We start from the raw sequence: 22,680 nt of genomic DNA, 5'->3' as shown, positions 1-22,680 counted from the left end.
TCAGCGTCCCTCGATGGCCTGTTTCAGGCCGCGGAATTTCATGCTGAGAAAGGTCAGGCTGGTCTGGAAGTCCATGCTGTTCTTGGAGAACGCGGCCTGCTCCACACTCAACTCGACACTGTTGCCGTCCTGCGACGGCTGGGTCGGTACGCGGTACTTGAGATCTGCCGTGCTGGCGGTCAAACCCTGCTGCGGATCGAGCCGCTGCATCTCGCCAGCGAAATCGATGTCGCGAGCGAGAAAGCCCGGCGTATCTTCGTTGGCCAGGTTGGCGGCGAGGATTTCGCTGCGTTGCATGCGCAGCTCCAGCGCTCGCGAATGCAGGCCCACCACGTCATCAATCCGTATACTCATTCACCGGTACCCTTCACCCAAGGTTGTGCCCAAGTGCCTTGAGCACAAAGCGTGCCCAACCTCAAAGAGAGCCGTATTGCATTGATTTATCAGGGATTTATCAGAATTATCCGGGCGCTTTACGTCGCCCTTTTTCCGCATCGCCCGGATCTCGGGAGGAAAAGCGGAAAGGCTTTTTCCGCCTGCGCGTCGCTGCTTTTCCTCCTCGCCGTGCTGTCATCGGTGAGCGCGCAGGCCGAGACGGATGCCGCCAGCCAGATCGACCAGGCCATCGCCGCGCACATGCAGCAGACGCTGGCCGAGGAAGCCAGGCGCCAGGCCTGGCAGGGCCAGCGCCACAGCCTCAACGTCACCTTGCTCAACAGCGCCGAACGCCTGCCAACCTGCACACAGGCGTTGAGCGTGACGGTCAGCAGTGACGATCCCTCCCCCCTCTCACGCCAGCGTCTGGACGTGAGCTGCGCCGATGCTTCCGGCTGGACCGTCACGGCGCTGGTGCAGGCCAGCGTATTCCTGCCAGTGGTACATGCCGCACGGGTGATCGAGCGTGGCCAGACCATCAGCCGCGAGCAGCTGCAAATGCAGGAAGTGAACATCGGCAAGGCGCCGCGGGGCTTCTACAACAGCGTCGACGAGGTACTCGGCCAGGGCGCCAAGCGCCGCGTACGCGCTGGCCAGCTGATCGCGCCGAACCTGCTCACCGCACCGCTGCTGATCCGCCGCGGTCAGCAGGTGACCATCGTCGCCAGCCAGGACGGCATCTCTGCCTCGGCCACCGGCGAGGCGCTGGCCAACGGCCGTGAGGGCGAAGTGATCCGCGTGCGCAACCTCGGCAGCCAGAAGGTGATCGAGGCGCAGGTGGTGGAAGACGGGGTGGTGACCAGCACCTTTCGCTAGAGAGCGCCGAAAGCTCGCAGTGTAGGGCGGGTGCAACCCGCCACCCATCATCAGGCGGGTTTCTCCCGCCCTACGCCCAGCCTTCCAAGCGCATGGTCGCGCGCACCAGGCGCTGCTCTTCCTGCTCGATCTCCTGCAGGTTGTCGCGGATGCTGTTGATGTGATCACGCGCCGCACGCTGTGCCTGCTCGGGCAGACGTTCGATCACGGCGTGGTACAGCCGCGAATGCTGACGGTCGATCTGCCGTTTCTGCGCGGGGCGGTGGTAGAGATTGTTCACCGAGGCGAACACGGTGCTGAGCATCAGGTCGGTCAGCGACTGCAGGGTGTGCACCAGCACCGGGTTGTGCGAAGCCTCGCAGATGGCCAGGTGGAACGCATGGTCGAGGCGCGCATGCTCGCGCGGATCGACCGGTGTCTGCTGGGCATGGGCGGCGAGCATTTCCTCGTAGCGCCGGGTGAGCAGGACGAAATCCGCATCGGTGCCACGCAGGGCGGCCAGGCGCGCCGACTCGCCTTCGAGCAGGCCACGCACCTCCAGCAGGTCATAGAGGGTGCGCGGCTGCGAGTTGAACAGGTGCATCAGCGGGCTGGCGTCACGCTCGCCGCTGAGCTTGGCCACTCGCGAATCACGCCCCTGCGCGGTCTCGATGATGCCGCGCCCACGCAGCACCTTGAGCCCCTCGCGCAAGGCCGAGCGGGAGATGCCCAACTTCTCGCACAGGCGCCGTTCCGACGGCAATGGCTGGCCCACCTTGAGAACACCGTCGACGATCAGCCGCTCGATGCGCTCGGCCACCACGTCGCTGACCTGTCGCCGTGCAGTTTCCGGATTAACCGCCATTTTGCCTCCTCCACCCACTGGTCGTACCAGTTCTTCAACTACCCCTCAGTTCGCCTGATCAAGGCAACTTAGGCCACAGAGCATAAGCCTTTCGGCTGAAATCGTGTGAAAGCCTGGCGAAAGAAACTGGTCATACCAGCACCGAATAGGGTGGACGCAGATGCGCGTGCAGCCCATGGTCGCAGCCTGAGTCTCCATAACAACAACACGAGCCATGAGCCTGCCATGAGCATTCTGTACGACGAGCGCGTCGACGGCGCGCTACCCGAGGTCGACAAGGCCGCCCTGCTGGCCGAGCTGCGCCAGCGCCTGCCCGACCTCGACATCCTGCACACCCAGGAAGACCTCAAGCCTTACGAGTGCGATGGCCTTTCCGCCTATCGCACCACACCGATGCTGGTGGTGCTGCCCGAGCGTATCGAGCAGGTGCAGCAGTTGCTCAAGCTCTGCCACGCCCGTGGCGTGCCGGTCGTGGCGCGTGGCGCCGGCACCGGCCTGTCCGGCGGCGCACTGCCACTGGAGAAAGGCATCCTGCTGGTGATGGCGCGCTTCAACCAGATTCTCGAGATCAACCGCGAAGGCCGCTTCGCCCGCGTCCAGCCCGGCGTGCGCAACCTGGCGATTTCCCAGGCCGCCGCGCCCTTCGACCTGTATTACGCCCCCGATCCGTCTTCGCAGATCGCCTGCTCCATCGGCGGCAACGTCGCCGAGAACGCCGGTGGCGTGCATTGCCTGAAGTACGGCCTGACCGTGCACAACCTGCTCAAGGTGGACATCCTCACCGTCGAGGGCGAGTTCATGACCCTCGGCAGCGACGCCCTGGACGCGCCAGGTTTCGACCTGCTGGCACTGTTCACCGGTTCCGAAGGCATGCTTGGCATCGTCACCGAGGTGACGGTCAAGCTGCTGCCCAAGCCGCAGGTGGCCAAGGTGCTGCTGGCGGCCTTCGACTCGGTGGAAAAGGCCGGTCGCGCCGTGGGCGACATCATCGCCGCCGGCATCATCCCCGGCGGCCTGGAGATGATGGACAATCTGGCTATCCGCGCGGCGGAGGACTTTATCCACGCCGGTTATCCGGTGGAGGCCGAAGCCATCCTGCTCTGCGAACTGGACGGCGTGGAAGCCGACGTCGCCGACGACTGCGAGCACGTGCGTGGCGTACTGGAAAAGGCCGGCGCCACCGAAGTGCGCCTGGCCCGCGACGAGGCCGAGCGGGTGAAATTCTGGGCCGGGCGCAAGAACGCCTTCCCCGCAGTCGGGCGCATCTCGCCGGACTACTACTGCATGGACGGCACCATCCCGCGCCGCGAGCTGCCCGGCGTGCTGCGCGGCATCGCCGAGCTGTCCGAGGAGTACGGCCTGCGCGTGGCCAATGTGTTCCACGCCGGCGACGGCAACATGCACCCACTGATTCTTTTCGATGCCAACTTACCCGGCGAGCTGGAGCGGGCCGAAGCCATCGGCGGCAAGATCCTCGAACTCTGCGTCAAGGTCGGCGGCAGCATCACCGGCGAGCACGGCGTGGGCCGCGAGAAGATCAACCAGATGTGCGCGCAGTTCAACAGCGACGAAATCAACCTGTTCCACGCGGTGAAGGCGGCGTTCGATCCGGCCGGCCTGCTCAACCCGGGCAAGAACATCCCCACCCTGCACCGCTGCGCCGAGTTCGGCGCCATGCACGTGCACCACGGCCAACTGCCCTTCCCGGAACTGGAGCGCTTCTGATGTCGCATGATTTCGATGCCAGCGCCGCGCTGCTGGAACAGGTCAACCACGCGCTGAATAGCGCCACCCCGCTGCGCATCCAGGGCAGCGGCAGCAAGGCCCACCTGGGCCGCGCCACCAGCGGCGAAGTGCTGGATACTCGCCAGCATCGCGGGATTGTCAGCTACGACCCCACCGAACTGGTACTCACTGCCCGCGCCGGCACGCCGCTGGCCGAGATCGAGGCCGCGCTGGAGGCCAACAACCAGATGTTGCCGTGCGAGCCGCCACACCTGGGCGACGGCGCCACCCTCGGCGGCATGGTCGCCGCCGGGCTATCCGGCCCGCGCCGCCCCTGGGCCGGCTCGGTGCGTGACCAGGTGCTCGGCACCCGCGTGATCACCGGCCAGGGCAAGCTGCTGCGCTTCGGCGGCGAGGTGATGAAGAACGTCGCCGGCTACGACCTGTCGCGCCTGATGGCCGGCAGCTTCGGCTGCCTCGGCCTGCTCGCCGAAGTCTCGCTCAAGGTGCTGCCCAAACCGCGCCAGGTGCTCAGCCTGCGCCTGGAAGTGGACGCCCTGTATGCCCTGAACAAGCTCGCCGAATGGGGCCAGCAGCCGCTGCCGATCAGCGCCGCCAGCCACGACGGTGCAGCTTTGCACCTGCGCCTGGAAGGTGGCGAGGGCTCGGTGCTGGCCGCGCGCCAGCGCCTGGGCGGCGAAGAGATCGACAACGCTTACTGGCATGAACTGCGCGAACAACGCCTGCCGTTCTTCAGCGCCAGCGGCACGCTGTGGCGCCTGTCGCTGCCGGCCAATAGCGGCCTGCTCGATGTACCCGGCCGCCAGTTGATCGACTGGGGCGGCGCGCAGCGCTGGCTGAAGACCGACGCCGACGGCGAGCTGATCCAGCGCGTGACGGCCAAGCTCGGCGGTCATGCAACCTGCTTCGCCGCCGGCCAGACGCAACCCTTCCAGCCGCTGGCAGCAATGCTGCTGCGCTACCAGCGCCAGCTGAAGAACCAGCTCGACCCCCAGGGTATTTTCAACCCTGGCCGCATGTACGCCGAGGTCTAAGACGTGCAGACCAATTTGAGTGAACAGGCCAAACTCCTGCCGCGCGCCGAGGAAGCCGAACGCATCCTGCGCTCCTGCGTGCACTGTGGCTTCTGTAATGCCACTTGCCCGACCTATCAGCTGCTCGGCGACGAGCTGGACGGCCCGCGCGGGCGTATCTACCTGATCAAGCAGATGCTCGAAGGCAACGAGGTCACGGCCAAGACCCAACAGCATCTGGATCGCTGCCTGACCTGCCGCAACTGCGAGACCACCTGCCCGTCCGGCGTGCAGTACCACAACCTGCTGGATATCGGCCGCGAAGTGGTCGAGCAGGCGGTGCCACGACCACTGAATGAACGCCTGTTGCGCCAGGGCCTGCGCGCCGTGGTACCGCGCCCGGCGCTGTTCAAGGCGCTGACGCAGACCGGCCTGGCCATGCGCCCGCTCTTGCCGGCCGCACTCAAGGCCAAGCTGCCGCGCGAAGTTCGCCCGGCCAAAGCGCGACCGACCACGCAACATGCGCGCCGCGTGCTGATGCTCGAAGGCTGCGTGCAGCCGGGGCTGTCGCCCAATACCAATGCCGCCACCGCGCGCGTGCTGGATCGCCTGGGCATCAGCGTCACGCCGATCCACGAAGCCGGCTGCTGCGGCGCCGTCGACTATCACCTCAACGCCCAGGAAGCGGGGCTGCAACGCGCGCGACAGAACATCGACGCCTGGTGGCCAGCTATCGAAGCCGGTACCGAAGCTATCGTGCAGACCGCCAGCGGCTGCGGCGCCTTCGTCAAGGACTATGGCCACCTGCTCGCAGGTGACCCGGCCTACGCGGCCAAGGCGGCGCGGGTCAGCGCCCTGGCCAAGGATCTGGTCGAGGTGTTGCAGGGCGAGGCGCTGGAACAGCTGCAGGTGCGCGCCGAACAGCGCCTGGCCTTCCATTGCCCTTGCACCCTGCAGCATGCGCAGAAGCTCGGCGGCGCGGTTGAAGGCGTCCTGACGCGCCTCGGCTTCGGCCTGACCGCCGTGCCGGATGGCCACCTGTGCTGCGGCTCGGCCGGCACCTATTCGCTGACCCAGCCGGAGCTGTCCAGGCAACTGCGCGACAACAAGCTCAATGCCCTGGAAAGCGGCAAACCCGACGCCATCGTCACCGCCAATATCGGCTGCCAGACCCATCTGGACGGCGCCGGACGTACGCCGGTGCGGCACTGGATCGAGATCGTCGAGGAGGCGATGGCGTAAAAGCCTGAACCCTCTCCCCCGGCCCCTCTCCCATGAATGGGAGAGGGGAGAAAACCAAGAACACGAGGTATGCCATGCAACACAAAGCCGTACTCAGCCAGAGCGAAGTCAGCCAGATCATCCAGGCGGCCCGTAGCGAAGCGCAGCAACAGGGCTGGGCCGTGGCCATCGCCGTGGTCGATGACGGCGGCCACCCACTGGCCCTGGAACGTCTCGACGGTTGCGCGCCCATCGGTGCCTACATCGCCACCGAGAAGGCCCGCAGCGCCGCCATCGGCCGCCGCGAAACCAAGGGCTACGAGGACATGGTCAACGGCGGTCGTACCGCCTTCGTCAGCGCGCCACTGCTGACCTCGCTGGAGGGCGGCGTACCGGTGCTGGTGGACGGCCAGGTGATCGGCGCCGTCGGCGTGTCCGGGGTCAAGGCCGACCAGGACGCGCAGGTGGCGAAAGCCGGGATAGCAGTGCTGTAAGCAGCGCGCATCGTTTTCTCCCCTCTCCCGCTTGCGGGAGAGGGGACTGATCGAGGCGAGACGAAATTCATAGGCATCCCAGGCAACCGGATGCAGACAGGAGAACAGAAAAATGACCGAACGCGTGCAATGTCAGCGCCTGCAGGTGGCCGCCGAACTCAAGCGCTTCATCGAAGACGAAGTGCTGCCCGGCAGCGGTATCGAGGCCAGCGCCTTCTGGAGCGGCTTCGACGCCTTGGTGCATGACCTGGCGCCGCGCAATCGCGACCTGCTGGCCGAGCGCGACCGCCTGCAGACCGAGCTGGATACCTGGCACCGCGCCCATCCCGGGCCGATCACCGATATGAACGCCTACCGCGCCTTCCTCGGCGCCATCGGTTATCTGCTGCCGCAACCGGAGAAGGTCAGCGCGACCACTGCCAACGTCGACAGCGAGATCACCAGCCAGGCCGGCCCGCAACTGGTGGTGCCGGTGATGAACGCACGCTACGCGCTGAACGCCGCCAACGCCCGCTGGGGCTCGCTGTACGACGCCCTGTACGGCACCGATGCGATCAGCGAAGCGGGTGGCGCCAGCAAAGGGCCGGGTTACAACGAGGTGCGCGGCGCCAAGGTGATCGCCTTCGCCCGCGCCTTCCTCGACCAGGCCGCGCCGCTGGCCAAAGGCTCGCACGCCGAGGCCAGCGCCTATGCGATCCGCGATGGCCGCTTGCAGGTCACCCTGCACGGCGGCGATGTCGTGGCCCTGGCGCAACCGGAAAAGCTCATCGGTTACCAGGGCAACGCCAGTGCTCCGTCGGCCGTGCTGCTGAAGAACAACGGCCTGCACTTCGAGATCCAGATCGACGCCAGCAGCCCCATCGGCCGCACCGACGCCGCCGGCGTGAAGGACGTACTGATGGAAGCGGCGCTGTCGACCATCATGGATTGCGAAGACTCCGTCGCTGCCGTCGACGCCGCCGACAAGGTGCTGATCTACCGCAACTGGCTGGGCCTGATGAAAGGCGACCTGGCCGAGGAACTGGACAAGGGCGGCAAGCGCATCACCCGCCGCCTCAACCCGGATCGTGCGTACACCGCCGCCGATGGCAGCGAACTGACCCTGCACGGGCGCTCGCTGCTGTTCGTGCGCAACGTCGGTCACCTGATGAGCAACCCGGCGATTCTCGATGGCGAAGGTCGTGAAATTCCCGAGGGCATTCTCGATGCAGTGGTCACCAGCCTGATCGCCCTGCACGACCTCAAGCGTCGCGGCAACTCGCGCACCGGCAGCGTCTATATCGTCAAACCGAAGATGCATGGCCCACTCGAAGTGGCCTTCGCCAACGAGCTGTTCGGCCGCGTCGAGCAACTGCTGGGCATGCCGGCCAATACCCTGAAAATGGGCATCATGGACGAGGAGCGGCGCACCAGCGTCAACCTCAAGGCCTGCATCGAGGCGGCCAGCGCGCGGGTGGCCTTCATCAACACGGGCTTTCTCGACCGCACTGGCGACGAGATGCACACCGCCATGGAAGCCGGCGCCATGCTGCGCAAGGGCGACATGAAATCCAGCGCCTGGATTCAGGCCTACGAGCGCAACAACGTGCTGGTCGGCCTGGCCTGCGGCCTGCGTGGCAAGGCACAGATCGGCAAGGGCATGTGGGCCATGCCGGATCTGATGGCGGCCATGCTTGAACAGAAGATCGGTCACCCGAAAGCCGGCGCCAACACCGCCTGGGTGCCGTCGCCAACTGCTGCCGTGCTGCATGCCCTGCACTACCACCAGGTCGACGTGCAGGCGGTGCAGAGCGAGCTGGAGCTGATCGACCTGGCCAGCCAGCGCGACAGCTTGCTCAATGACCTGCTCAGTGTGCCGGTCAGCGCCGAGCGGCCGTGGAGCGCCAGCGATATCCAGCAGGAGCTGGACAACAACTGCCAGGGCATCCTCGGTTACGTGGTGCGCTGGGTCGAGCAGGGCGTCGGCTGCTCCAAGGTGCCGGACATCCATAACGTCGGCCTGATGGAAGACCGCGCCACCCTGCGCATCTCGGCTCAACACATCGCCAACTGGCTGCACCACGGCGTGGTCAGCGAGGCCCAGGTGCGCGAGACGCTACAACGCATGGCACAGGTGGTCGACGGGCAGAACGCGGGCGATCCGGCCTACCGCCCGATGGCCCCTAACTTCGAGCGATCCCACGCCTTCCGCGCCGCCAGCGACCTGGTGTTCAAGGGCCGCGAGCAGCCGTCCGGCTATACCGAGCCACTACTGCATGCCTGGCGTTTGCGCTTCAAAGAGGAGGTTTGAACGACTGTGGGAGGGGCTTCAGCCGCGAGCTTTCTATCGCTTGCATGTCGCGGCTAAAGCGGGATGCCGCCCAGCCGCTCCCACACAAAGCGAGTTCGCAGCCGTGGATGGCCTGAAAGCCTCCACCGAGCAGTAACAAGCCCTGACGGTTTCTGGCCGTCGGGGCTTTCGGGCATGAGCGCGGCGGTGGGTGATCCCTGCCGCCGCTGCTCGCGGAAAGGTCAGTGCCGTGGCGCCCGGCCCTTCCAGATGCGTGGCGCCGGGTTATCCCCGGAAAATTCTGGTTCACAAGAAAAAGAAGGAACCAACCCATGAGTCAAACGCTGCTGTCCATCCTGGCCTTCGTGCCACTGGTGCTTGCGGGTGTGCTGCTGATCGGCTTTCGTTGGCCGGCCAAGTACGCGATGCCGCTGGTGTTCGTTCTCACCGCCCTGATCGGCCTGCTGGCCTGGGACATGTCGCTCAACCGGGTCATTGCCTCCAGCTTGCAGGGGCTGATCCTCACCGCCGCGATCCTGTGGATCATCTTCGGCGCCATTCTGTTGCTCAACACACTCAAGCATTCCGGCGGCATCACCGCGATTCGCCGGGGTTTCTCCAACATCAGTCCGGATCGGCGCGTGCAAGCGCTGATCGTCGCCTGGCTGTTCGGCTGCTTCATCGAGGGCGCCTCCGGTTTCGGTACCCCGGCTGCTGTGGCCGCGCCGTTGCTGGTAGCACTGGGCTTCCCGGCGCTGGCCGCCGTGGTGCTGGGCATGCTGGTGCAGTCGACACCGGTGTCCTTCGGCGCGGTCGGTACGCCGATTCTGGTGGGCGTCGGCGCCGGCCTGGACAAGAGCGGCATCACCGCACAACTGGCCGCAACCGGCGATACCTGGGACACCTTCTTCCATCTGATCTATTCGCGGGTGGCCATCACCCACGGCCTGATCGGCCTGCTGATGCCGCTGATCATGGTGATGATCATGACGCGCTTCTTCGGCAAGAATCAGAGCTGGAAGGAAGGCCTGGCCATCGCGCCGTTCGCCATTTTCACCGCCTTCGCCTTCTCCCTGCCGTACATGGCCGCTGGCGTATTCCTAGGCCCGGAATTCCCCTCGATGATCGGCGCCCTGGTTGGCCTGGCCATCGTCATCCCGGCTGCCAAGGCTGGCTTCCTGCTGCCCAAGGACACCTGGGATTTCGCCGACGCCAAGGACTGGCCGGCCGAATGGATGGGCAAGATCGAGATGAAACTCGACGAGGTGGCCGGCAAGGCGCCGATCTCGGTGCCCATGGCCTGGGCACCCTATCTGCTGCTGGCGATCTTCCTGGTGGTGTCGCGCACCTTCCCGGAGGTCAAGGCGGCGATGCTCGGCCTGAGCTTCGGCTGGAGCAACATCCTCGGTGAAACCGGCGTGTCCGGCACCATCGAGCCCCTGTACCTGCCCGGCGGCATCCTGTGCATCGTGGTGCTGATCACCTTCTTCCTGCATCGCATGCGCTTCTCCGAGCTCAAGGCCGCCGTCGGCGAGTCGAGCAAGACGTTGCTCGGTGCCGGCTTCGTGCTGATCTTCACCATTCCCATGGTGCGTATCCTGATCAACTCGGGGGTCAATGGCAGCGACCTGGTGTCGATGCCGGTGGCCATGGCGCAACTGGTGGCCGAGAGCGTCGGCAGCGTCTATCCCTTCTTCGCCCCGGCTGTGGGCGCGTTGGGTGCCTTCATTGCCGGCTCCAACACCGTGTCCAACCTGATGCTGTCGCAGTTCCAGCTCAACGCGGCGGAGCTGATCGGCGTCTCCGGGGCAATGATGGTCGCGGTGCAATCGGTCGGTGCGGCGGCGGGCAACATGATCGCCATCCACAACGTGGTGGCGGCCTCGGCCACGGTCGGCCTGCTCGGGCGTGAAGGCATCACCCTGCGCAAGACCCTCCTGCCGACCCTGTACTACCTGATCATGGCTGGTGGTATCGCGCTGCTGGCCATGTACGTAATGGGCGTCAGCGATCCGCTGATGAACGCTGGCTGACCCGACTTTGGTTGGCCCCTGGCGGGCGACGATCGTCGCCCGCCCGCTTGGCGCACCGGTTCAATTACGGTAGCGTTCGTCGCGCACTACCGTGAGATACGCCTGAGGGTTATATGAAGAAGTGGCAATGCGTGGTCTGTGGACTGATTTACGACGAGAGCCAGGGCTGGCCGGATGACGGCATCGCCCCGGGCACCCGCTGGGAAGACGTGCCAGAAGACTGGCTGTGCCCCGACTGTGGCGTTGGCAAGATGGATTTCGAGATGATCGAAATCGGCTGATCACGCTTCGTTTCCAGCAAAAACGGCGACCCTCGGGTCGCCGTTTTTGTTTGGCACGACGCCCGTGGGGTACGCCGCGCGCATCAGGAGTCGCCAGTACCACAGCCGGTGCACACAGCGCCCCTACGCACGGCAGTTCGTGCCATCGCCGCAGCTGCAGCAAAAAATTCTGCCAACGCCATTTAATCAGCGCCAGAAGCCGGTCGCCCTTCACTTACAGCAGGCAATCACAGCCAGCTTCACTCAACTGAAGGAATACCACCATGGCTCTGTCGATTCATACCAACTACTCCTCGCTGATCACTCAGACCAACCTGTCCAAGACCAACAACGCGCTGGGCACCAACCAGCAGCGCCTGGGCACTGGCTTCCGCATCAACTCCGCTGCCGACGACGCCGCTGGCCTGCAGATCGCTACCCGTCTGAACGCTCAATCGCGTGGTATGGACGTAGCCATCCGCAACACCGGTGATTCCATCTCCCTGCTGCAGACCGCCGAAGGCGCGCTGACCGAGATGACCGACATCGTCCAGCGCATGAAGGATCTGGCTACCCAGGCCGCCAACGCCACTGCCAGCGAGAAAGACCGCGACGCGCTGCAGTCCGAATACGACCAACTGGGTCAGGAACTGGGCAATATCATCAAGAACACCAAGTACGCTGGCGAGAACCTGTTCAGCGACGGCACCACCACCGACGGTTCCGCTGGCAAATTCGGCGCAGCCATGGACTTCCAGATCGGCGCCAGCGCCGCTGAAACCCTGACCCTGGACGTCAGCACCCCGCTGGGTGACCTGGCCACCGCCCTGGACGGCCTGTCCGCCCAGTACGCCACTCCGGACAGCACCACGCCGGGTACCGAGATCGCTGGCGCCGACGGTAGCGCGGCCAACGGCATGATCGACACCCTGAGCGACGCGCTGGACAGCATCGGCGAACTGCGTGCCCAGTTCGGTGCAAACATCAACCGCCTGAACCACACCGCCAACAACCTGAACAACATGAAGGACAACACCGACATGGCCAAAGGTCGCATCATGGATGCCGACTTCGCCAAGGAAAGCGCCAACATGAGCAAGAACTCCATGCTGATGCAGTCGGGCATCTCCATGCTCAAGCAAGCCGGCCAGATGCCGGGCATGGTCATGTCCCTGCTGGGCTGATCCCGCGTCATCCAGGCGCAATGGATTGCGCCACCCCCTCAACGTCCCGCCTCTGCGGGGCGTTTTGCATGGCCGCTCGGCCACCCCTCCCTGCATCGAACCGCTGATCAACCGTCATATTCACCACCCATGATCGGGCGGCTACGCTGATACTCACTGCACTCGTCAAAGTGCCATACAGAACGGCAAGTATCAGCCGATAGCACATTCGGCATCGTGACGAGAGCCGCGCTCCGCTGGCACAAGACTTGCCACTGAATTTCCCTGGCGCCAGAATGCCGACCACTTATCGCCCCGGAATGTTCCCCACGGGAATACCGTTCGTTTCAAGGATCGCATGAACTCCAGCCCCGATATGCCGCCCGCCGAGTCGGGAAGCAGCAACGCCTGTCCGGTCATCAAGACCGGGCGCAGCGACTGCTATGCGCACTTCTATCCGGCGCTGTATCAACTCACGCTGGTGAAGAACGGTATCGAGGAGAAGATCGACCTCGGCTACTCCGGCAGCCGTCTGCTCGAACGACTGCTGCAGAAACCCGGCGAGGTGGTGTCGCGGGAGGAACTGATGAGCCATGCCTGGGCTGATCGGGTCGTCGGCCAGGGCAGTCTGAATCAGCAGATCTACACCTTGCGCCAGGTGCTCGGAGACGAGAAGAACCGCGAGATCATCCAGACCCTGCCCCGCCGCGGCTACCTTCTCAACCCCAACCACCTGGTCTACCCGGCGAGCATCGACGACATCGATGACGTGACCGAGCAGGTCGAGTCGAGCGCTCCCCAACCAGCCTTCCTGCGCCGTCATGGTCGCCAACGTGCCTCCTGGGTCATCCTCCTCTCGCTGTTCAGCGTGATCGGCATCGTGCAGTTCTTCTTCCTGTACCAGATCAGCCAGCCGGAAGACCTGCACAGCAGCGAGATGAACCTGGGCACGCTCAACGTGCGCTACATCGACCAGCAGCCGCAACGACTGCAACAGCTGATCCTGCAAACACACGGCCTGACCAGCCGCCTGACAGCGCTGGCCGACAAGCCGGCCAACCTGGTACTCAGCCTGCGCGGTGATTTCTACGAGCTGCTGTGCCTGCAGAACAACGGCACGGTGCGTTCGCTGATGCTCCACGAAAGCCAGCTCAACCAGGTGGCGGACGCCCAACTGAGCAGGTGCCTGCCATGAGCCAGTGCATGCAAAACGGGCTCAGCCGGGGCTGGCTGCTGGCCGTCCTGGCCGCAGCCGTACTCATGCTGTTGAGCATGCTCGGGCTGTGGCTGAGCTTCCTCTCCAGCGCCGAACTCAACGGTCGTTATCAATCCAGCGGCCAGGTGCAGCTGAGCAACGGCCAGGTGCTGGATATCAGCCACAGCCTGCAGGTCAGCGACGGACGCTTCTACGCCATGACCCGCCAGGGCGCCAGCATTCTGGAAACCTCGGGCGTGGTGGATTACGGCTTTCTCGGCAACTACCGCCTGCGCGTCGAAAGCGGCCAGATCACCGGGTTGGCCAGCGAGACCGATGACGAACTGGTGTTCAACCTGCTCTATGGCCGGCACAAGGGCTCGACCATTCGCCTGACCCGTTTCGAAGGCTGCCTCTACGCCCTGGAAACCCGCCAGATCTACTGCCCCGCCCAAGGTTTGTAGGGCCGCCCTACGAATCCGGCGCATTGAACTTGGCACCTTCGGTTCGATATTCCACCCGCGCCTGCGCCTCACCGAACAGCTCGCGATACAGGCCCTCCGCCTGGCTGGTCAGCAGCAGCAGTTCAATACGGCGATTGGCACCGTTCTCCCGGTCATTCGGCAGCAGCGGCATGCCGTCGGCCTGCGCGGTGACCTGCAGCACGCTGTCGGTCGGCAGGCCGGCCTCGACGAGCACGTTGCGCGCACGCAGCGCACGGTCGCCCGACAGGTTCCAGTTGTTGTAGCCACCGACCACGCCGCGATAGGGCGTGGCATCGGTATGGCCGCTGATGATCAGGTGATTCTCGACCTTGGCCAGAATGCCCGCCAGGCGTTGCAGCAAGGTGGCGAAATGCGGATCGAGACGCGCACTGCCACGGCTGAACATGAAACGCTGGGCATCGTCCTTGATCAGGATGCGCAGCCCTTGCGGCACCACCTGCACCTCGATATTGGCCTCGGCATCGAGTTGCAGTGCCAGCTGTTCCATCAGCTTGGCCAGCTCCTGCATCTGCGCCGGCTCGGCATAGTGCGGTCGACGCGGCTCACCCGGCTGACCGTCGCCCAGCGTGGCGCCTGGGTCTTCCTGCGGGGTGCGCGCCTGGTTGATGCGATCCTGACGCGGGCTGACCTGCACCGGCACGCCATCGAGGTCCAGCGGCGTCTGGCTGGTGCCGTCGAAGATACCGGCACCACCATCGACCAGCGGATTGTTCATCATGTCGGCATTGGCGCGGCTGGCTTCCTGGGTCTGCGGCTGGATGATCCACAGCACCATGAACAGCGCCATCATGGCCATGGTGAAGTCAGCGAACGCCACCTTCCAGGCACCACCATGCTCGTCGTGACCGCCCTTCTTGCCACGCCGCTTGATGATGATCTCGTGGCCGTCACCGCCGCGCGGTCTCATGCCGCGTCCCTTTCGTCTTCGTAGCGGTTGACCCAGATTTCCAGCTGCTTGAACGCCGGTTTGACGTCCTGCTCGATCAGCTTGCGCCCGGCATCCACCGCCAGCAGCGTGGGCTTGCCGGCAACGTGAGCGACCAGGGTGGTGCGCACGCATTCGAGCGCCGACATCTCGGTCTTGATGCGCTGGCCCATGGCACTGGAAAGCGGCTCCATCACGCAGTAGCACATGAAGATGCCGAGGAATGTCCCCACCAGCGCCGCCGCCACGTGGGCACCGATCTCGGCCACCGAACCACCGATGTTGCCCATAGTGATGACGATGCCGAGGATCGCCGCGAGAATGCCGAAGCCCGGCATGGCTTCGCCGATCTTGTGCAGCGAGCGCGACGGCTGCAGCAGCACATGCTCCATGGCTTCGAGCTCCTGTTCGAGGAAGCCCTCCAGCTCATGTGCGCTGATCTTGCCCATGGCCATCAGACGGAAGTTGTCGGCGATGAACGCCATCAGGTTCTTTTCCTGACGGATCAGCGGGTACTTGGCAAACAACTCGCTCTGTTCCGGCTCCTCGATATGCGCATCGAGCACCTTGAGGCCACCGACGTCGACCATTTCCAGCAGCTCATAGAGCAGCATCAGCAGCTGGCGCTGGAACTCCTCGCCACGCTTCTTGTAGACGAACACCCCCTTGATCTGGTGAAGCATCTCGATCAGCACGTCCTTGGGGTTGGCGACGACCAGAGCGCCAAAACCCGCACCGACGATGATGATCACCTCGGCCGGCTGCCAGAGCATGGCCAGCTCGCCATGGGCCATGACATAGCCACCGAGCACGCAGGCCACGATGATCAATGCACCTAATAACTTCTGCACCCTAGCCTCTCTCGTTCAGGTAACGACTGGCCTTGGCGATCGCCTGCTTGCTCAACTGGCAGACGCGGGCGTCGCTCAGCTCCAGCACCAGGGCGATTTCCTTGAGGCTCAGCTCGTGTTGGTAGTAAAGGGTCAGCACCAGACGCTCGCGCTCGCTGAGCTTGCTCAGCGCCTGCGCCAACAGACGCTCCTTGAGCACGCGATCCTCGACGCCGCTGGCGCCACAGGCGAAGCCCTCGTGACCGTTTTGCAGCAGCTCGTCGAGGCTCTCGATGGCCTCGCAGGCGTCGGCCTGGAGGAACTCCTGGTAATCCTTGGCGCTGATCCCGGCCGCCTGAAGGATTTCCTCCTCCTGCGGCACGCGCCCCAGTTGCCGCGCCAGTTGGCGGATGGCATCGCGAATCTTGTGGGTCTGCTGACGCACCTGGCGCGGACGCCAGTCCTGGCGGCGCAGCTCGTCGAGGATGGCGCCACGTACCCGCAGCGCGGCGAAACGACCGAACTGCTCGTCCGGCGTGCCGTAGCGGCGCAGGCTGTCGAGCAGGCCCATCAGGCCGATCTGCTCCATGTCCTCGCGGTCGAGCACCTGATTGGCCTGCAACGCCAGCTGGCTGACGATGCGCTTGACCAGCGGCAGGTACTGCAACAGCCACTTCTGCTCGGCTCCGGGAGCGAACAGCGCGGCTCCGCCCTGTTCGGCGGCGTAGCGGTAGTCGATGGCGCAGGTGGCGTTCATGGGCAGGGTCTGCTCTCTACTGGACGATCAGCTTGCTGACCAGCACGTTGGCGAATGGCATCGCCAGCTTCTTGCTGGCGAAGTCATCGAACAGCGCGCTTTCCAGCGTGCTCTGCAACTCGGGGATGGGCATGCCGCGCAGCTTCTCGAAGGTCATCGCGGACAGGTGGGCGACCACCGAGTTGCGCACCATCGGGTCGATCTGTTCGAGCTTCTTCGGATCGGTTTCGAGCTCGGCCTGCAGCACCAGATCGAGCACGAAGTAATGCTCGCGGCTGTCGCCCTTGAGGCTGACGATGACCTTCTCGATGGGGAAGAAACGGTATTCGCTGGTGGCCTCTTCCTCCTCCTCGCCGGTGCTGGACAGGCCGAACAGCGGCTGTCCCGATTGCATCGAGCGCATCGTGGCGTAGTTGAAGACGGAGCTGCCGATCACCACCAGGGTGTTGAAGATAAGCAGTAGCAGGATGATCCGCGGCATTGTCATGAGGCTTCTCGATTCACTCGCAAGGGTTAGACGGTGACCAGCACGTCGCTGATCGAATCCGGGTTGTGGCGACCGTCATCGGCCCCATTGATATGCGCGGCCCGTACCGGCTCCTCGCCGAGCCAGGCCTGATGCTGCGCCTGCCCCTGCTGGCGGCCGCCCTGCGCATCGGCGGAAACCTGCACGTTGACCTGCACGAAGTTCTGCCCGACCAGCTCCTGGCGCAGGCGCTCGCTGGTCTGTTGCAGCAGGCGCACGACATCGGCGTTGGCTGCCGACAACTGCACGCTGAGACGGCCGGACTCGTGGCTCAGGTAGATTTCCAGGCTGCCCAGCTCAGGGGGATCGAGACGGATCGTGGCGTTCTGGATACGTTGATTGATCTGCAGGTCGACGTGCTCGCGCAGGCTCTGCAACATCTGCTCGCCCCACTGCGCCTGCGGCGCATGCAGCTTGAGGGGGCGCTCGGCGGCAAGCGGCTGCGTTGCCGTCTGCGGGCTGGCGGACGTGGCAGGCGCAACCTTGTCGCCCTCGGCAGCGCTTGCCGGCAGACGCTCGAGAAGCGTGGCTTCAGGCACATCGAGGGTTGGCAGAACCTGCGTCGACGCAGCGCGTTCCGGCTCCATCGGCAGGCTCAGGGAAGCGTTCTGCAGAGCGGCCACTGATGACATCTGGCGCGAGGCAGCTGGCAACTCCGCATCCAGTGCTGGCGAGCTGTTGCCGGCCGCTGGCGGGGTCACGACCGGCGGTGCCAACACCAGCTCGGCGTGCTCAGGCAAGACGATGGCCTCACCCTGCTCATCAAGCGGCTCCTGCTCCTCCTGCTGCGCAGCAACCTCGCGCGCCTCGACACGCACGGCCTGCTGGCCCAGCACGCTGGCCAGCCACTGCTCGGCGTCCGCCTCGGTGACGGTTACCTGAACCGGTGTGCTGCTCTGCGGCAACGGCTGTTGCGCCTCGGCGGCGGCAAAACCGCGCAGCGCCAGTTGCAGCTCGAACGCCGGCGTGTCGCCCTCGGCGCCCTGCGCCTGGGCGAAGCCGGCCGGCAAGGCTTCGGTGCCGGAACCCGTCAGGCTGGCCTGTGCGTTCGGATTGATCGCTTGCAGCATCCTTTATCTCCCACCCTGGTACAGGTCGACGCGCATATAGGCGCTGCGACCTTCGGCATATTCCAGATGCGTCAACAGCAGACGGCGCAGCCGCTCGCACTCCTCGGCACAGGCGATGCGCGCCTGCCCGTGCAACTGCTGCAGACGCCGCTTGGCCTCGCGCACCTCATCGCTGAGGCGAGGCAGCCCGGCCAGCAGTTGCAGGCACGAACGGATCACCGAGTCGATCTCGCCGATGCGCGCCCAGTCGCCCTGCTCCAGCGCTTCGGCCAACTGGCCATGCAGCTGCTGCAGGGCGCGCAGTTCACTTGCGCGTTGCATTCACGCCTTCCCAGCCTTCGCGCAGTACGCCAAGCAGGCCCACCACTTCGTCCAGGCCTTCCAGCGACAGGCTGACGCTGACGTCGGAGAGGCGGTAGATGCAGTAGTCGTAAAGCCGCGCCAGGCCCTGCACCAGCTCGCCACCGTTCTCGTAGTCGAGGGCGCCATTGAGGCCATTGAGGATGTTCAGGCACTTCTCCAGCGATTGGCCCTTCTGCTGGTAGCGCTTGGCCTCGATGTGGCCACGGGCACGCGCCAGCTCGTCGAGCAGACCATCGAACAGCACCAGCACCAGTTCGTAGGGCGAGGCGGCAGCGGCGCGCGCCTCGAGATCCACGGTGCGGTAACTGTCGTAACTTTCGTTGAGGTTGTAGGCACTCATCAGAACATTCCGTAGGTCTGCTCCATCGCCGCCATGGTCTGCATGAGACCGGTGTACTGACGGAGATAGCGGCTGTAGTAGGAGTCGTATTGCTTCTGGATGGTGTCGAACTGTTGGTCGACACGACGCAGCTGACTGTTGAGGGTGTCCTTGCGGTTGGTCAGCAGGCCACCGGCGCTGCTGGTGTAGACCGCCAGGTTCTTGTCCAGGGTGTCGAGCAGGTTGCCCTTGTCGGTGAACAGCTTCTCGAAGCCTTCCGGGTTGGCCGCCACGGCTTTCTCGAAACGGGCGTTGTCGATGGTCAGCTTGCCGTTGCGGTCGGCGACGATGCCGAACTCGGTCAGGCTCACCCCGCCGAACGAGGTACGCACCAGCTGATTGAGCATGCTCTCGATGGCCCGCACGCTGGCATCGCCAGCCAATACGCCACGCGTGCCACTCTCGCCACCACTGGCGGTAAGCGAGTCGAAGCTGGTCATCAGCGCGTTGAAGGCGCTGACGAAGGTCTGCGCTTTCTCCTTGGTGGCTTTCTGATCCTGGCCGATGTCGATGGTGACCGGGGCGTCGCCGCTCTTGTGGGCCTTGTTGAAGGTCAGGCTGACGCCGTCAATGACGTTGTCGAAGGTGTTGCTGCTACTAGTCAGCTCGATGCCGTTCTCACCGCCCAGACGCACGATGGCGTCGCGCGCCACGGACAATTCCTGGCGTCCGGCGACAGCACTCTCGAAGGCGGTATTGCCGCTGGCCGTCAGACTGATGGCCTGATCGGCGCCAGTCTTCTCGCTGGTCAGCACCAGGTTGACCTGGCCATTGCTGCGCACCAGGGTCGCCTTGACGCCCTTGTTGTCGCTGGCCCCGTTGATCGCCGCGGCCAACTCGTCGAGGGTGCTCACCGCGCCCAGGTCGACATTGAAGGAGTCGCTGCCCTGGCCGATGGTCAGGCTGCCACTGCCCAGGTCACTTCCCTGCAACCCTTGCAGGGCAAGTTGGCTCTTGCTGGCCAGTTGCTGAACGAAGAAATCGTAACTGCCGGGTACCGCCTTGCTGCCAACCGCGGCGCTGGCATAGCCCTCCTGGCTGAAGGTGGCGCTGTTGACCAGCATGCTGCTACCGGCGAGCTTGAGCCCGCTGGCAGCCGTCTTGAAAGTCTTCAGGGCGGTATCGAGCGCAGTCAGCGCCCCCAGCTGCGACTTGTAGGCAGCCTGGTTGCGATTGGCCTTGGCCAACTGGCCCTGCACTTCGTACTGGGCCAGTTGGGTCGCCATGCTTTGAACGTAATCTGAATCGATAGCCATAGTCGGACACCCGTTTTCCTGTGTGATAGCAATAGCGGTGCCAACAGCTGAAACCCTTGATTTAGAGGGCTTCCAGCAAACCGCCAGGTGAAAGATCCTTTCCGCTCGCGCGACTGCGGAAAGCAGGCGGAAGGGCGACTTCCGCCTGCGTCGCGCAGCAGGCGGACGTGCTCCTTACACAGGCGACATCAGGAAGGTCTGGCTTAAGGCACAGAGACGAAGATCGCGGTGCGCACAGCGCACCCTACGTATGGCCATCCCCGTAGGGTGCGCCATGCGCACCGATGACACCGCACCACGGCGAAAACGCGAACGGCGGGTGAACACGCGACTGGTTCAGGGCGAGATATTCAGGTGGGTGTTGGCAGCGAACTATTCGCCACCGACGGCGAAGTTGGGCAGGCTGTTGACCGGCTGGCGGAAGTTGAAAGGGATGGATTCCACCGCCAGCCCGACGTTGCGCTGCACCACGAAATGCAGGTGCGGGCCGGTGCTGTTGCCGGTGTTGCCCGAGCGCGCCAGCAGGCTGCCGGTTTCCACCCGCTGGCCTTCGCGCACGCCGACCGAGCCTTTCATCAGGTGCAGGTAGACGCCCATGGTGCCGTCGTCATGCAGGATGCGCACGAAGTTGCCGGCCGGGTTGTTGCCGCGCCCGCTCTGCTGGTTCTCGGTCTTCACCACCACCCCGGCGCGCGCGGCGACGATGGGCGTGCCTTCGGGCATGGCGATATCCACCGCGTAACGGCCCTTGGCGGTGAAGTGGCTGTAGGTGCCGTTGGCACCCTGGGTCTGACGGAATGGGCCGCCGCGCCAGGGCAGCGGATAACGGTGAATGCTCGGTTGCAGACGCGGATCGCCGAGGGCATAGCGCAGCCTGGGCTTGTAGCGCAGCGGCTTGGAAGCGTCCTGCGCGGTCAGGGTGGCCAGGCGGATATTGCTGCGCGGCGGCAGCACCCAGCGGATCGGCTTGTCCGGCGCGCCGATGGCGTTTTCCACCTGCTCCAGCTTCAGCTCGATTTCCACCGGGGCGAAGAGGTCGTTGCGGATCAGCAGGGTCTCGCCGGCTTCGTGCTTCTTGGTTTCCAGCTTCACCTGGTTGTCCAGGCGCTCGACCATGCGGTCGTTGAACACGAACACCTGCGCGCCAGGCGCGGCCTGGTCGCTATAGGTCACTACGCCGTTCTTGTCGACGTACTTGTAGATGGTCAGGGCAGCGGCTTGGCTACTGAGAACCAGCAGGCTGCAGAAGAAAATCAGACGCCCTAGCATAACGACTCGGATCTTATGGCTTTTCGATATCCGGGTTAGCAAGACTAGCAGCGCATCGCGGCGCCTGCGAGCGACCGACCGTCAGGCTGTGAACCGGCGCACCGCCATCGATCGGCCATCTGCTCTGTATTGGCCTGGCGAAGCGAGTGGCGTTAGGGTCAGGAGTAGGACGGCGTCTTGGCGCAGGGTGCCGTGGGGCCCGTGCACAGCCATAACAGCGGCGTCGATCTTCAGGTGCGCATGGCGCACCCTACCCCGGCATGTGATCCGCTACGCGCCGGGAACGAAGTGCTTCTGCGCAGTGCCCCGGGCGATCAGGCGCGACAGGTAGTCGAGCTTCTGCGGGTCGCGGTCGACGAAGCGGAACGTCAGTTGCAGCCACTCGCTGTCAGGCTTTGGTTCGAATGCCGCGACAGCATGCAGATAGCCATTGAGCCGCGCGGTTTCCGCAGCTTCGCCCTGCTCCAGGTCGAGCACCGCACTCTCCAACACCTGCGGCAACAGCTCGGTACGTTTGACCACCAGCAGCGCTTCCTTGAGGCTCAGCGCCTTGATCACGCAGGCCATGCTGCCAGCCGGTAGACGCAGCTGACCCTGACCACGGCCGGCCGGTGATTTGCTCGGCGCAGCCGGCGCCGCTGCAGCGCTGGGTGCCGCCTGAGCCACAGCTGCCGACGGCGGCGCACTGGGCTTTACCACCTCGGCCTTGCCACCGGTCAGCGCTGCCAGCGAGTCGTTGGCCAGGGCGCCTGTGCTGAGCATTTTCGGTGGCGCGCTGGCGGCCAGGGCCTGCAGTTTGCCGGCGCGACTCAAGGCTTTCTTCACCTTGGTCACCAGCTGTTCGTTGGAGAAGGGCTTGCCGATGTAGTCGGAGACGCCGGCCTGAATGGCCTGCACCACGTTCTCCTTGTCACCGCGGCTGGTGACCATGATGAAAGGCGTGGTTTTCAGGTCGTCCTGCTCGCGGCACCAGGTCAGCAGCTCGAGGCCAGACATCTCCGGCATTTCCCAATCGCAGAGGATCAGGTCGACCCCCTGGCGGCTCAGCATCTGCTGCGCCTTGCGGCCGTTGATCGCTTCTTCGATCTGTACGCCGGGAAAGTGATCGCGCAGCCCTTTCTTGACCAGATCACGGATAAAGGTCGCGTCGTCCACCACCAGCACACTGACTTTGCTCATCGGCCACTCCTGTACGAATGACGATAAGCATAGTCATGGCCAGTCGCCAAAGGCCAACGGAAAACGTCGGCAGCGCAACAAATCGCGCAAACGAAACGGCCCGGGAAATCCCGGGCCGTCGGCGCACAGCA

At 64.6% G+C, this 22,680-nt stretch carries 23 protein-coding genes; 11 read left to right on the top strand and 12 right to left on the bottom strand.

Annotated features, from left to right (window positions below):
- On the bottom strand, positions 1–354 hold the full coding sequence (gene flgB / locus HS968_RS01050; RefSeq protein WP_106737757.1) for a flagellar basal body rod protein FlgB: 354 nt from the start codon (positions 352–354) through the stop codon (positions 1–3).
- A 282-nt stretch (positions 355–636) separates the two neighbouring features.
- Between flgB and flgA the strand changes: the two genes are divergently transcribed.
- On the top strand, positions 637–1,251 hold the full coding sequence (gene flgA, locus HS968_RS01045; protein WP_407681672.1) for a flagellar basal body P-ring formation chaperone FlgA: 615 nt from the start codon (positions 637–639) through the stop codon (positions 1,249–1,251).
- Between the two features lie 70 nt (positions 1,252–1,321).
- Here flgA and glcC read toward each other — a convergent pair whose 3' ends face one another.
- On the bottom strand, positions 1,322–2,095 hold the full coding sequence (glcC, locus tag HS968_RS01040) for a transcriptional regulator GlcC (RefSeq protein WP_106737758.1): 774 nt from the start codon (positions 2,093–2,095) through the stop codon (positions 1,322–1,324).
- 225 nt (positions 2,096–2,320) lie between these two features.
- Between glcC and glcD the strand changes: the two genes are divergently transcribed.
- The 10 genes from glcD (at position 2,321) to HS968_RS00990 (ending at position 13,953) form a co-directional block, all read left to right on the top strand.
- Positions 2,321–3,820, top strand: a complete 1,500-nt coding sequence (gene glcD / locus HS968_RS01035) for a glycolate oxidase subunit GlcD (protein ID WP_182369765.1) — start codon at positions 2,321–2,323, stop codon at positions 3,818–3,820.
- The gene (gene glcE / locus HS968_RS01030) at positions 3,820–4,875 is read left to right on the top strand and encodes a glycolate oxidase subunit GlcE (RefSeq protein WP_182369763.1); all 1,056 of its coding nucleotides are present in this window, start codon (positions 3,820–3,822) and stop codon (positions 4,873–4,875) included. Before glcD ends, glcE begins: the two co-directional genes overlap by 1 nt.
- A gap of 3 nt (positions 4,876–4,878) precedes the next feature.
- Entirely contained in the window at positions 4,879–6,096 is a 1,218-nt protein-coding gene (glcF, locus tag HS968_RS01025; RefSeq protein ID WP_182369761.1) for a glycolate oxidase subunit GlcF, read from the top strand.
- 74 nt (positions 6,097–6,170) lie between these two features.
- Positions 6,171–6,569 (top strand): heme-binding protein, encoded by a 399-nt coding sequence (locus HS968_RS01020; RefSeq protein WP_182369759.1) that lies wholly within the window; start codon positions 6,171–6,173, stop codon positions 6,567–6,569.
- A gap of 112 nt (positions 6,570–6,681) precedes the next feature.
- Positions 6,682–8,859 carry a malate synthase G gene (locus tag HS968_RS01015; RefSeq protein ID WP_182369757.1) on the top strand — a complete coding sequence of 726 codons (2,178 nt, stop codon included), beginning with the start codon at positions 6,682–6,684 and terminating at the stop codon, positions 8,857–8,859.
- A 311-nt stretch (positions 8,860–9,170) separates the two neighbouring features.
- Complete coding sequence (locus HS968_RS01010; RefSeq protein WP_182369755.1) at positions 9,171–10,871, top strand: L-lactate permease; 1,701 nt, start codon at positions 9,171–9,173, stop codon at positions 10,869–10,871.
- Between the two features lie 113 nt (positions 10,872–10,984).
- On the top strand, positions 10,985–11,152 hold the full coding sequence (locus HS968_RS01005) for a rubredoxin (RefSeq protein ID WP_003242223.1): 168 nt from the start codon (positions 10,985–10,987) through the stop codon (positions 11,150–11,152).
- Positions 11,153–11,415: 263 nt separating this feature from the next.
- Positions 11,416–12,315 carry a lateral flagellin LafA gene (gene lafA, locus HS968_RS01000; protein WP_179623390.1) on the top strand — a complete coding sequence of 300 codons (900 nt, stop codon included), beginning with the start codon at positions 11,416–11,418 and terminating at the stop codon, positions 12,313–12,315.
- A 337-nt stretch (positions 12,316–12,652) separates the two neighbouring features.
- Positions 12,653–13,489, top strand: a complete 837-nt coding sequence (locus tag HS968_RS00995; protein WP_179623389.1) for a winged helix-turn-helix domain-containing protein — start codon at positions 12,653–12,655, stop codon at positions 13,487–13,489.
- 8 nt (positions 13,490–13,497) lie between these two features.
- Positions 13,498–13,953 (top strand): hypothetical protein, encoded by a 456-nt coding sequence (locus HS968_RS00990; RefSeq protein ID WP_238338899.1) that lies wholly within the window; start codon positions 13,498–13,500, stop codon positions 13,951–13,953.
- Between the two features lie 7 nt (positions 13,954–13,960).
- Here HS968_RS00990 and HS968_RS00985 read toward each other — a convergent pair whose 3' ends face one another.
- The 10 genes from HS968_RS00985 to HS968_RS00940 all read right to left on the bottom strand — a co-directional run bounded on the left by HS968_RS00985 (position 13,961) and on the right by HS968_RS00940 (position 22,549).
- Entirely contained in the window at positions 13,961–14,902 is a 942-nt protein-coding gene (locus HS968_RS00985) for a flagellar motor protein MotB (protein WP_179623388.1), read from the bottom strand.
- Complete coding sequence (motA, locus tag HS968_RS00980) at positions 14,899–15,771, bottom strand: flagellar motor stator protein MotA (RefSeq protein WP_179623387.1); 873 nt, start codon at positions 15,769–15,771, stop codon at positions 14,899–14,901. Before motA ends, HS968_RS00985 begins: the two co-directional genes overlap by 4 nt.
- 1 nt (position 15,772) lies before the next feature.
- Positions 15,773–16,507 (bottom strand): FliA/WhiG family RNA polymerase sigma factor, encoded by a 735-nt coding sequence (locus HS968_RS00975; protein WP_182369753.1) that lies wholly within the window; start codon positions 16,505–16,507, stop codon positions 15,773–15,775.
- A gap of 16 nt (positions 16,508–16,523) precedes the next feature.
- On the bottom strand, positions 16,524–16,994 hold the full coding sequence (locus HS968_RS00970; protein ID WP_179623386.1) for a flagellar basal body-associated FliL family protein: 471 nt from the start codon (positions 16,992–16,994) through the stop codon (positions 16,524–16,526).
- A gap of 26 nt (positions 16,995–17,020) precedes the next feature.
- On the bottom strand, positions 17,021–18,103 hold the full coding sequence (locus tag HS968_RS00965; RefSeq protein WP_182369751.1) for a flagellar hook-length control protein FliK: 1,083 nt from the start codon (positions 18,101–18,103) through the stop codon (positions 17,021–17,023).
- A 3-nt stretch (positions 18,104–18,106) separates the two neighbouring features.
- Positions 18,107–18,424 (bottom strand): hypothetical protein, encoded by a 318-nt coding sequence (locus HS968_RS00960; RefSeq protein WP_119692445.1) that lies wholly within the window; start codon positions 18,422–18,424, stop codon positions 18,107–18,109.
- Entirely contained in the window at positions 18,408–18,806 is a 399-nt protein-coding gene (gene fliS / locus HS968_RS00955) for a flagellar export chaperone FliS (RefSeq protein ID WP_106737774.1), read from the bottom strand. The genes HS968_RS00960 and fliS overlap by 17 nt, the downstream gene beginning before the upstream one ends.
- On the bottom strand, positions 18,806–20,101 hold the full coding sequence (fliD, locus tag HS968_RS00950) for a flagellar filament capping protein FliD (RefSeq protein WP_182369749.1): 1,296 nt from the start codon (positions 20,099–20,101) through the stop codon (positions 18,806–18,808). The genes fliS and fliD overlap by 1 nt, the downstream gene beginning before the upstream one ends.
- A gap of 372 nt (positions 20,102–20,473) precedes the next feature.
- Positions 20,474–21,370: a peptidoglycan DD-metalloendopeptidase family protein gene (locus HS968_RS00945; RefSeq protein ID WP_106737776.1), complete on the bottom strand. Its 897-nt coding sequence runs from the start codon at positions 21,368–21,370 to the stop codon at positions 20,474–20,476.
- A gap of 270 nt (positions 21,371–21,640) precedes the next feature.
- Complete coding sequence (locus tag HS968_RS00940) at positions 21,641–22,549, bottom strand: response regulator (RefSeq protein ID WP_182369747.1); 909 nt, start codon at positions 22,547–22,549, stop codon at positions 21,641–21,643.
- Between the last annotated feature and the right edge of the window lie 131 nt (positions 22,550–22,680).

The sequence above is a fragment of the Pseudomonas berkeleyensis genome (assembly GCF_014109765.1).
Lineage (GTDB): Bacteria > Pseudomonadota > Gammaproteobacteria > Pseudomonadales > Pseudomonadaceae > Aquipseudomonas > Aquipseudomonas berkeleyensis.
This window is presented reverse-complemented; position numbering and strand designations above follow the sequence as displayed.

Bases quoted from the DNA above. Each gene is read 5' to 3' on its own strand.
- HS968_RS00995 (WP_179623389.1), top strand. From the start codon at position 12,653: ATGAACTCCAGCCCCGATATGCCGCCCGCCGAGTCGGGAAGCAGCAAC.
- HS968_RS00945 (WP_106737776.1), bottom strand. From the start codon at position 21,370: ATGCTAGGGCGTCTGATTTTCTTCTGCAGCCTGCTGGTTCTCAGTAGC.
- fliD (WP_182369749.1), bottom strand. From the start codon at position 20,101: ATGGCTATCGATTCAGATTACGTTCAAAGCATGGCGACCCAACTGGCC.
- HS968_RS00970 (WP_179623386.1), bottom strand. From the start codon at position 16,994: ATGACAATGCCGCGGATCATCCTGCTACTGCTTATCTTCAACACCCTG.
- glcC (WP_106737758.1), bottom strand. From the start codon at position 2,095: ATGGCGGTTAATCCGGAAACTGCACGGCGACAGGTCAGCGACGTGGTG.
- HS968_RS01010 (WP_182369755.1), top strand. From the start codon at position 9,171: ATGAGTCAAACGCTGCTGTCCATCCTGGCCTTCGTGCCACTGGTGCTT.
- HS968_RS00940 (WP_182369747.1), bottom strand. From the start codon at position 22,549: ATGAGCAAAGTCAGTGTGCTGGTGGTGGACGACGCGACCTTTATCCGT.
- HS968_RS01015 (WP_182369757.1), top strand. From the start codon at position 6,682: ATGACCGAACGCGTGCAATGTCAGCGCCTGCAGGTGGCCGCCGAACTC.
- HS968_RS01020 (WP_182369759.1), top strand. From the start codon at position 6,171: ATGCAACACAAAGCCGTACTCAGCCAGAGCGAAGTCAGCCAGATCATC.
- HS968_RS01005 (WP_003242223.1), top strand. From the start codon at position 10,985: ATGAAGAAGTGGCAATGCGTGGTCTGTGGACTGATTTACGACGAGAGC.
- flgB (WP_106737757.1), bottom strand. From the start codon at position 354: ATGAGTATACGGATTGATGACGTGGTGGGCCTGCATTCGCGAGCGCTG.
- HS968_RS00975 (WP_182369753.1), bottom strand. From the start codon at position 16,507: ATGAACGCCACCTGCGCCATCGACTACCGCTACGCCGCCGAACAGGGC.
- HS968_RS00965 (WP_182369751.1), bottom strand. From the start codon at position 18,103: ATGCTGCAAGCGATCAATCCGAACGCACAGGCCAGCCTGACGGGTTCC.
- lafA (WP_179623390.1), top strand. From the start codon at position 11,416: ATGGCTCTGTCGATTCATACCAACTACTCCTCGCTGATCACTCAGACC.
- flgA (WP_407681672.1), top strand. From the start codon at position 637: ATGCAGCAGACGCTGGCCGAGGAAGCCAGGCGCCAGGCCTGGCAGGGC.
- HS968_RS00985 (WP_179623388.1), bottom strand. From the start codon at position 14,902: ATGAGACCGCGCGGCGGTGACGGCCACGAGATCATCATCAAGCGGCGT.
- HS968_RS00960 (WP_119692445.1), bottom strand. From the start codon at position 18,424: ATGCAACGCGCAAGTGAACTGCGCGCCCTGCAGCAGCTGCATGGCCAG.
- fliS (WP_106737774.1), bottom strand. From the start codon at position 18,806: ATGAGTGCCTACAACCTCAACGAAAGTTACGACAGTTACCGCACCGTG.
- HS968_RS00990 (WP_238338899.1), top strand. From the start codon at position 13,498: ATGCAAAACGGGCTCAGCCGGGGCTGGCTGCTGGCCGTCCTGGCCGCA.
- glcD (WP_182369765.1), top strand. From the start codon at position 2,321: ATGAGCATTCTGTACGACGAGCGCGTCGACGGCGCGCTACCCGAGGTC.
- glcE (WP_182369763.1), top strand. From the start codon at position 3,820: ATGTCGCATGATTTCGATGCCAGCGCCGCGCTGCTGGAACAGGTCAAC.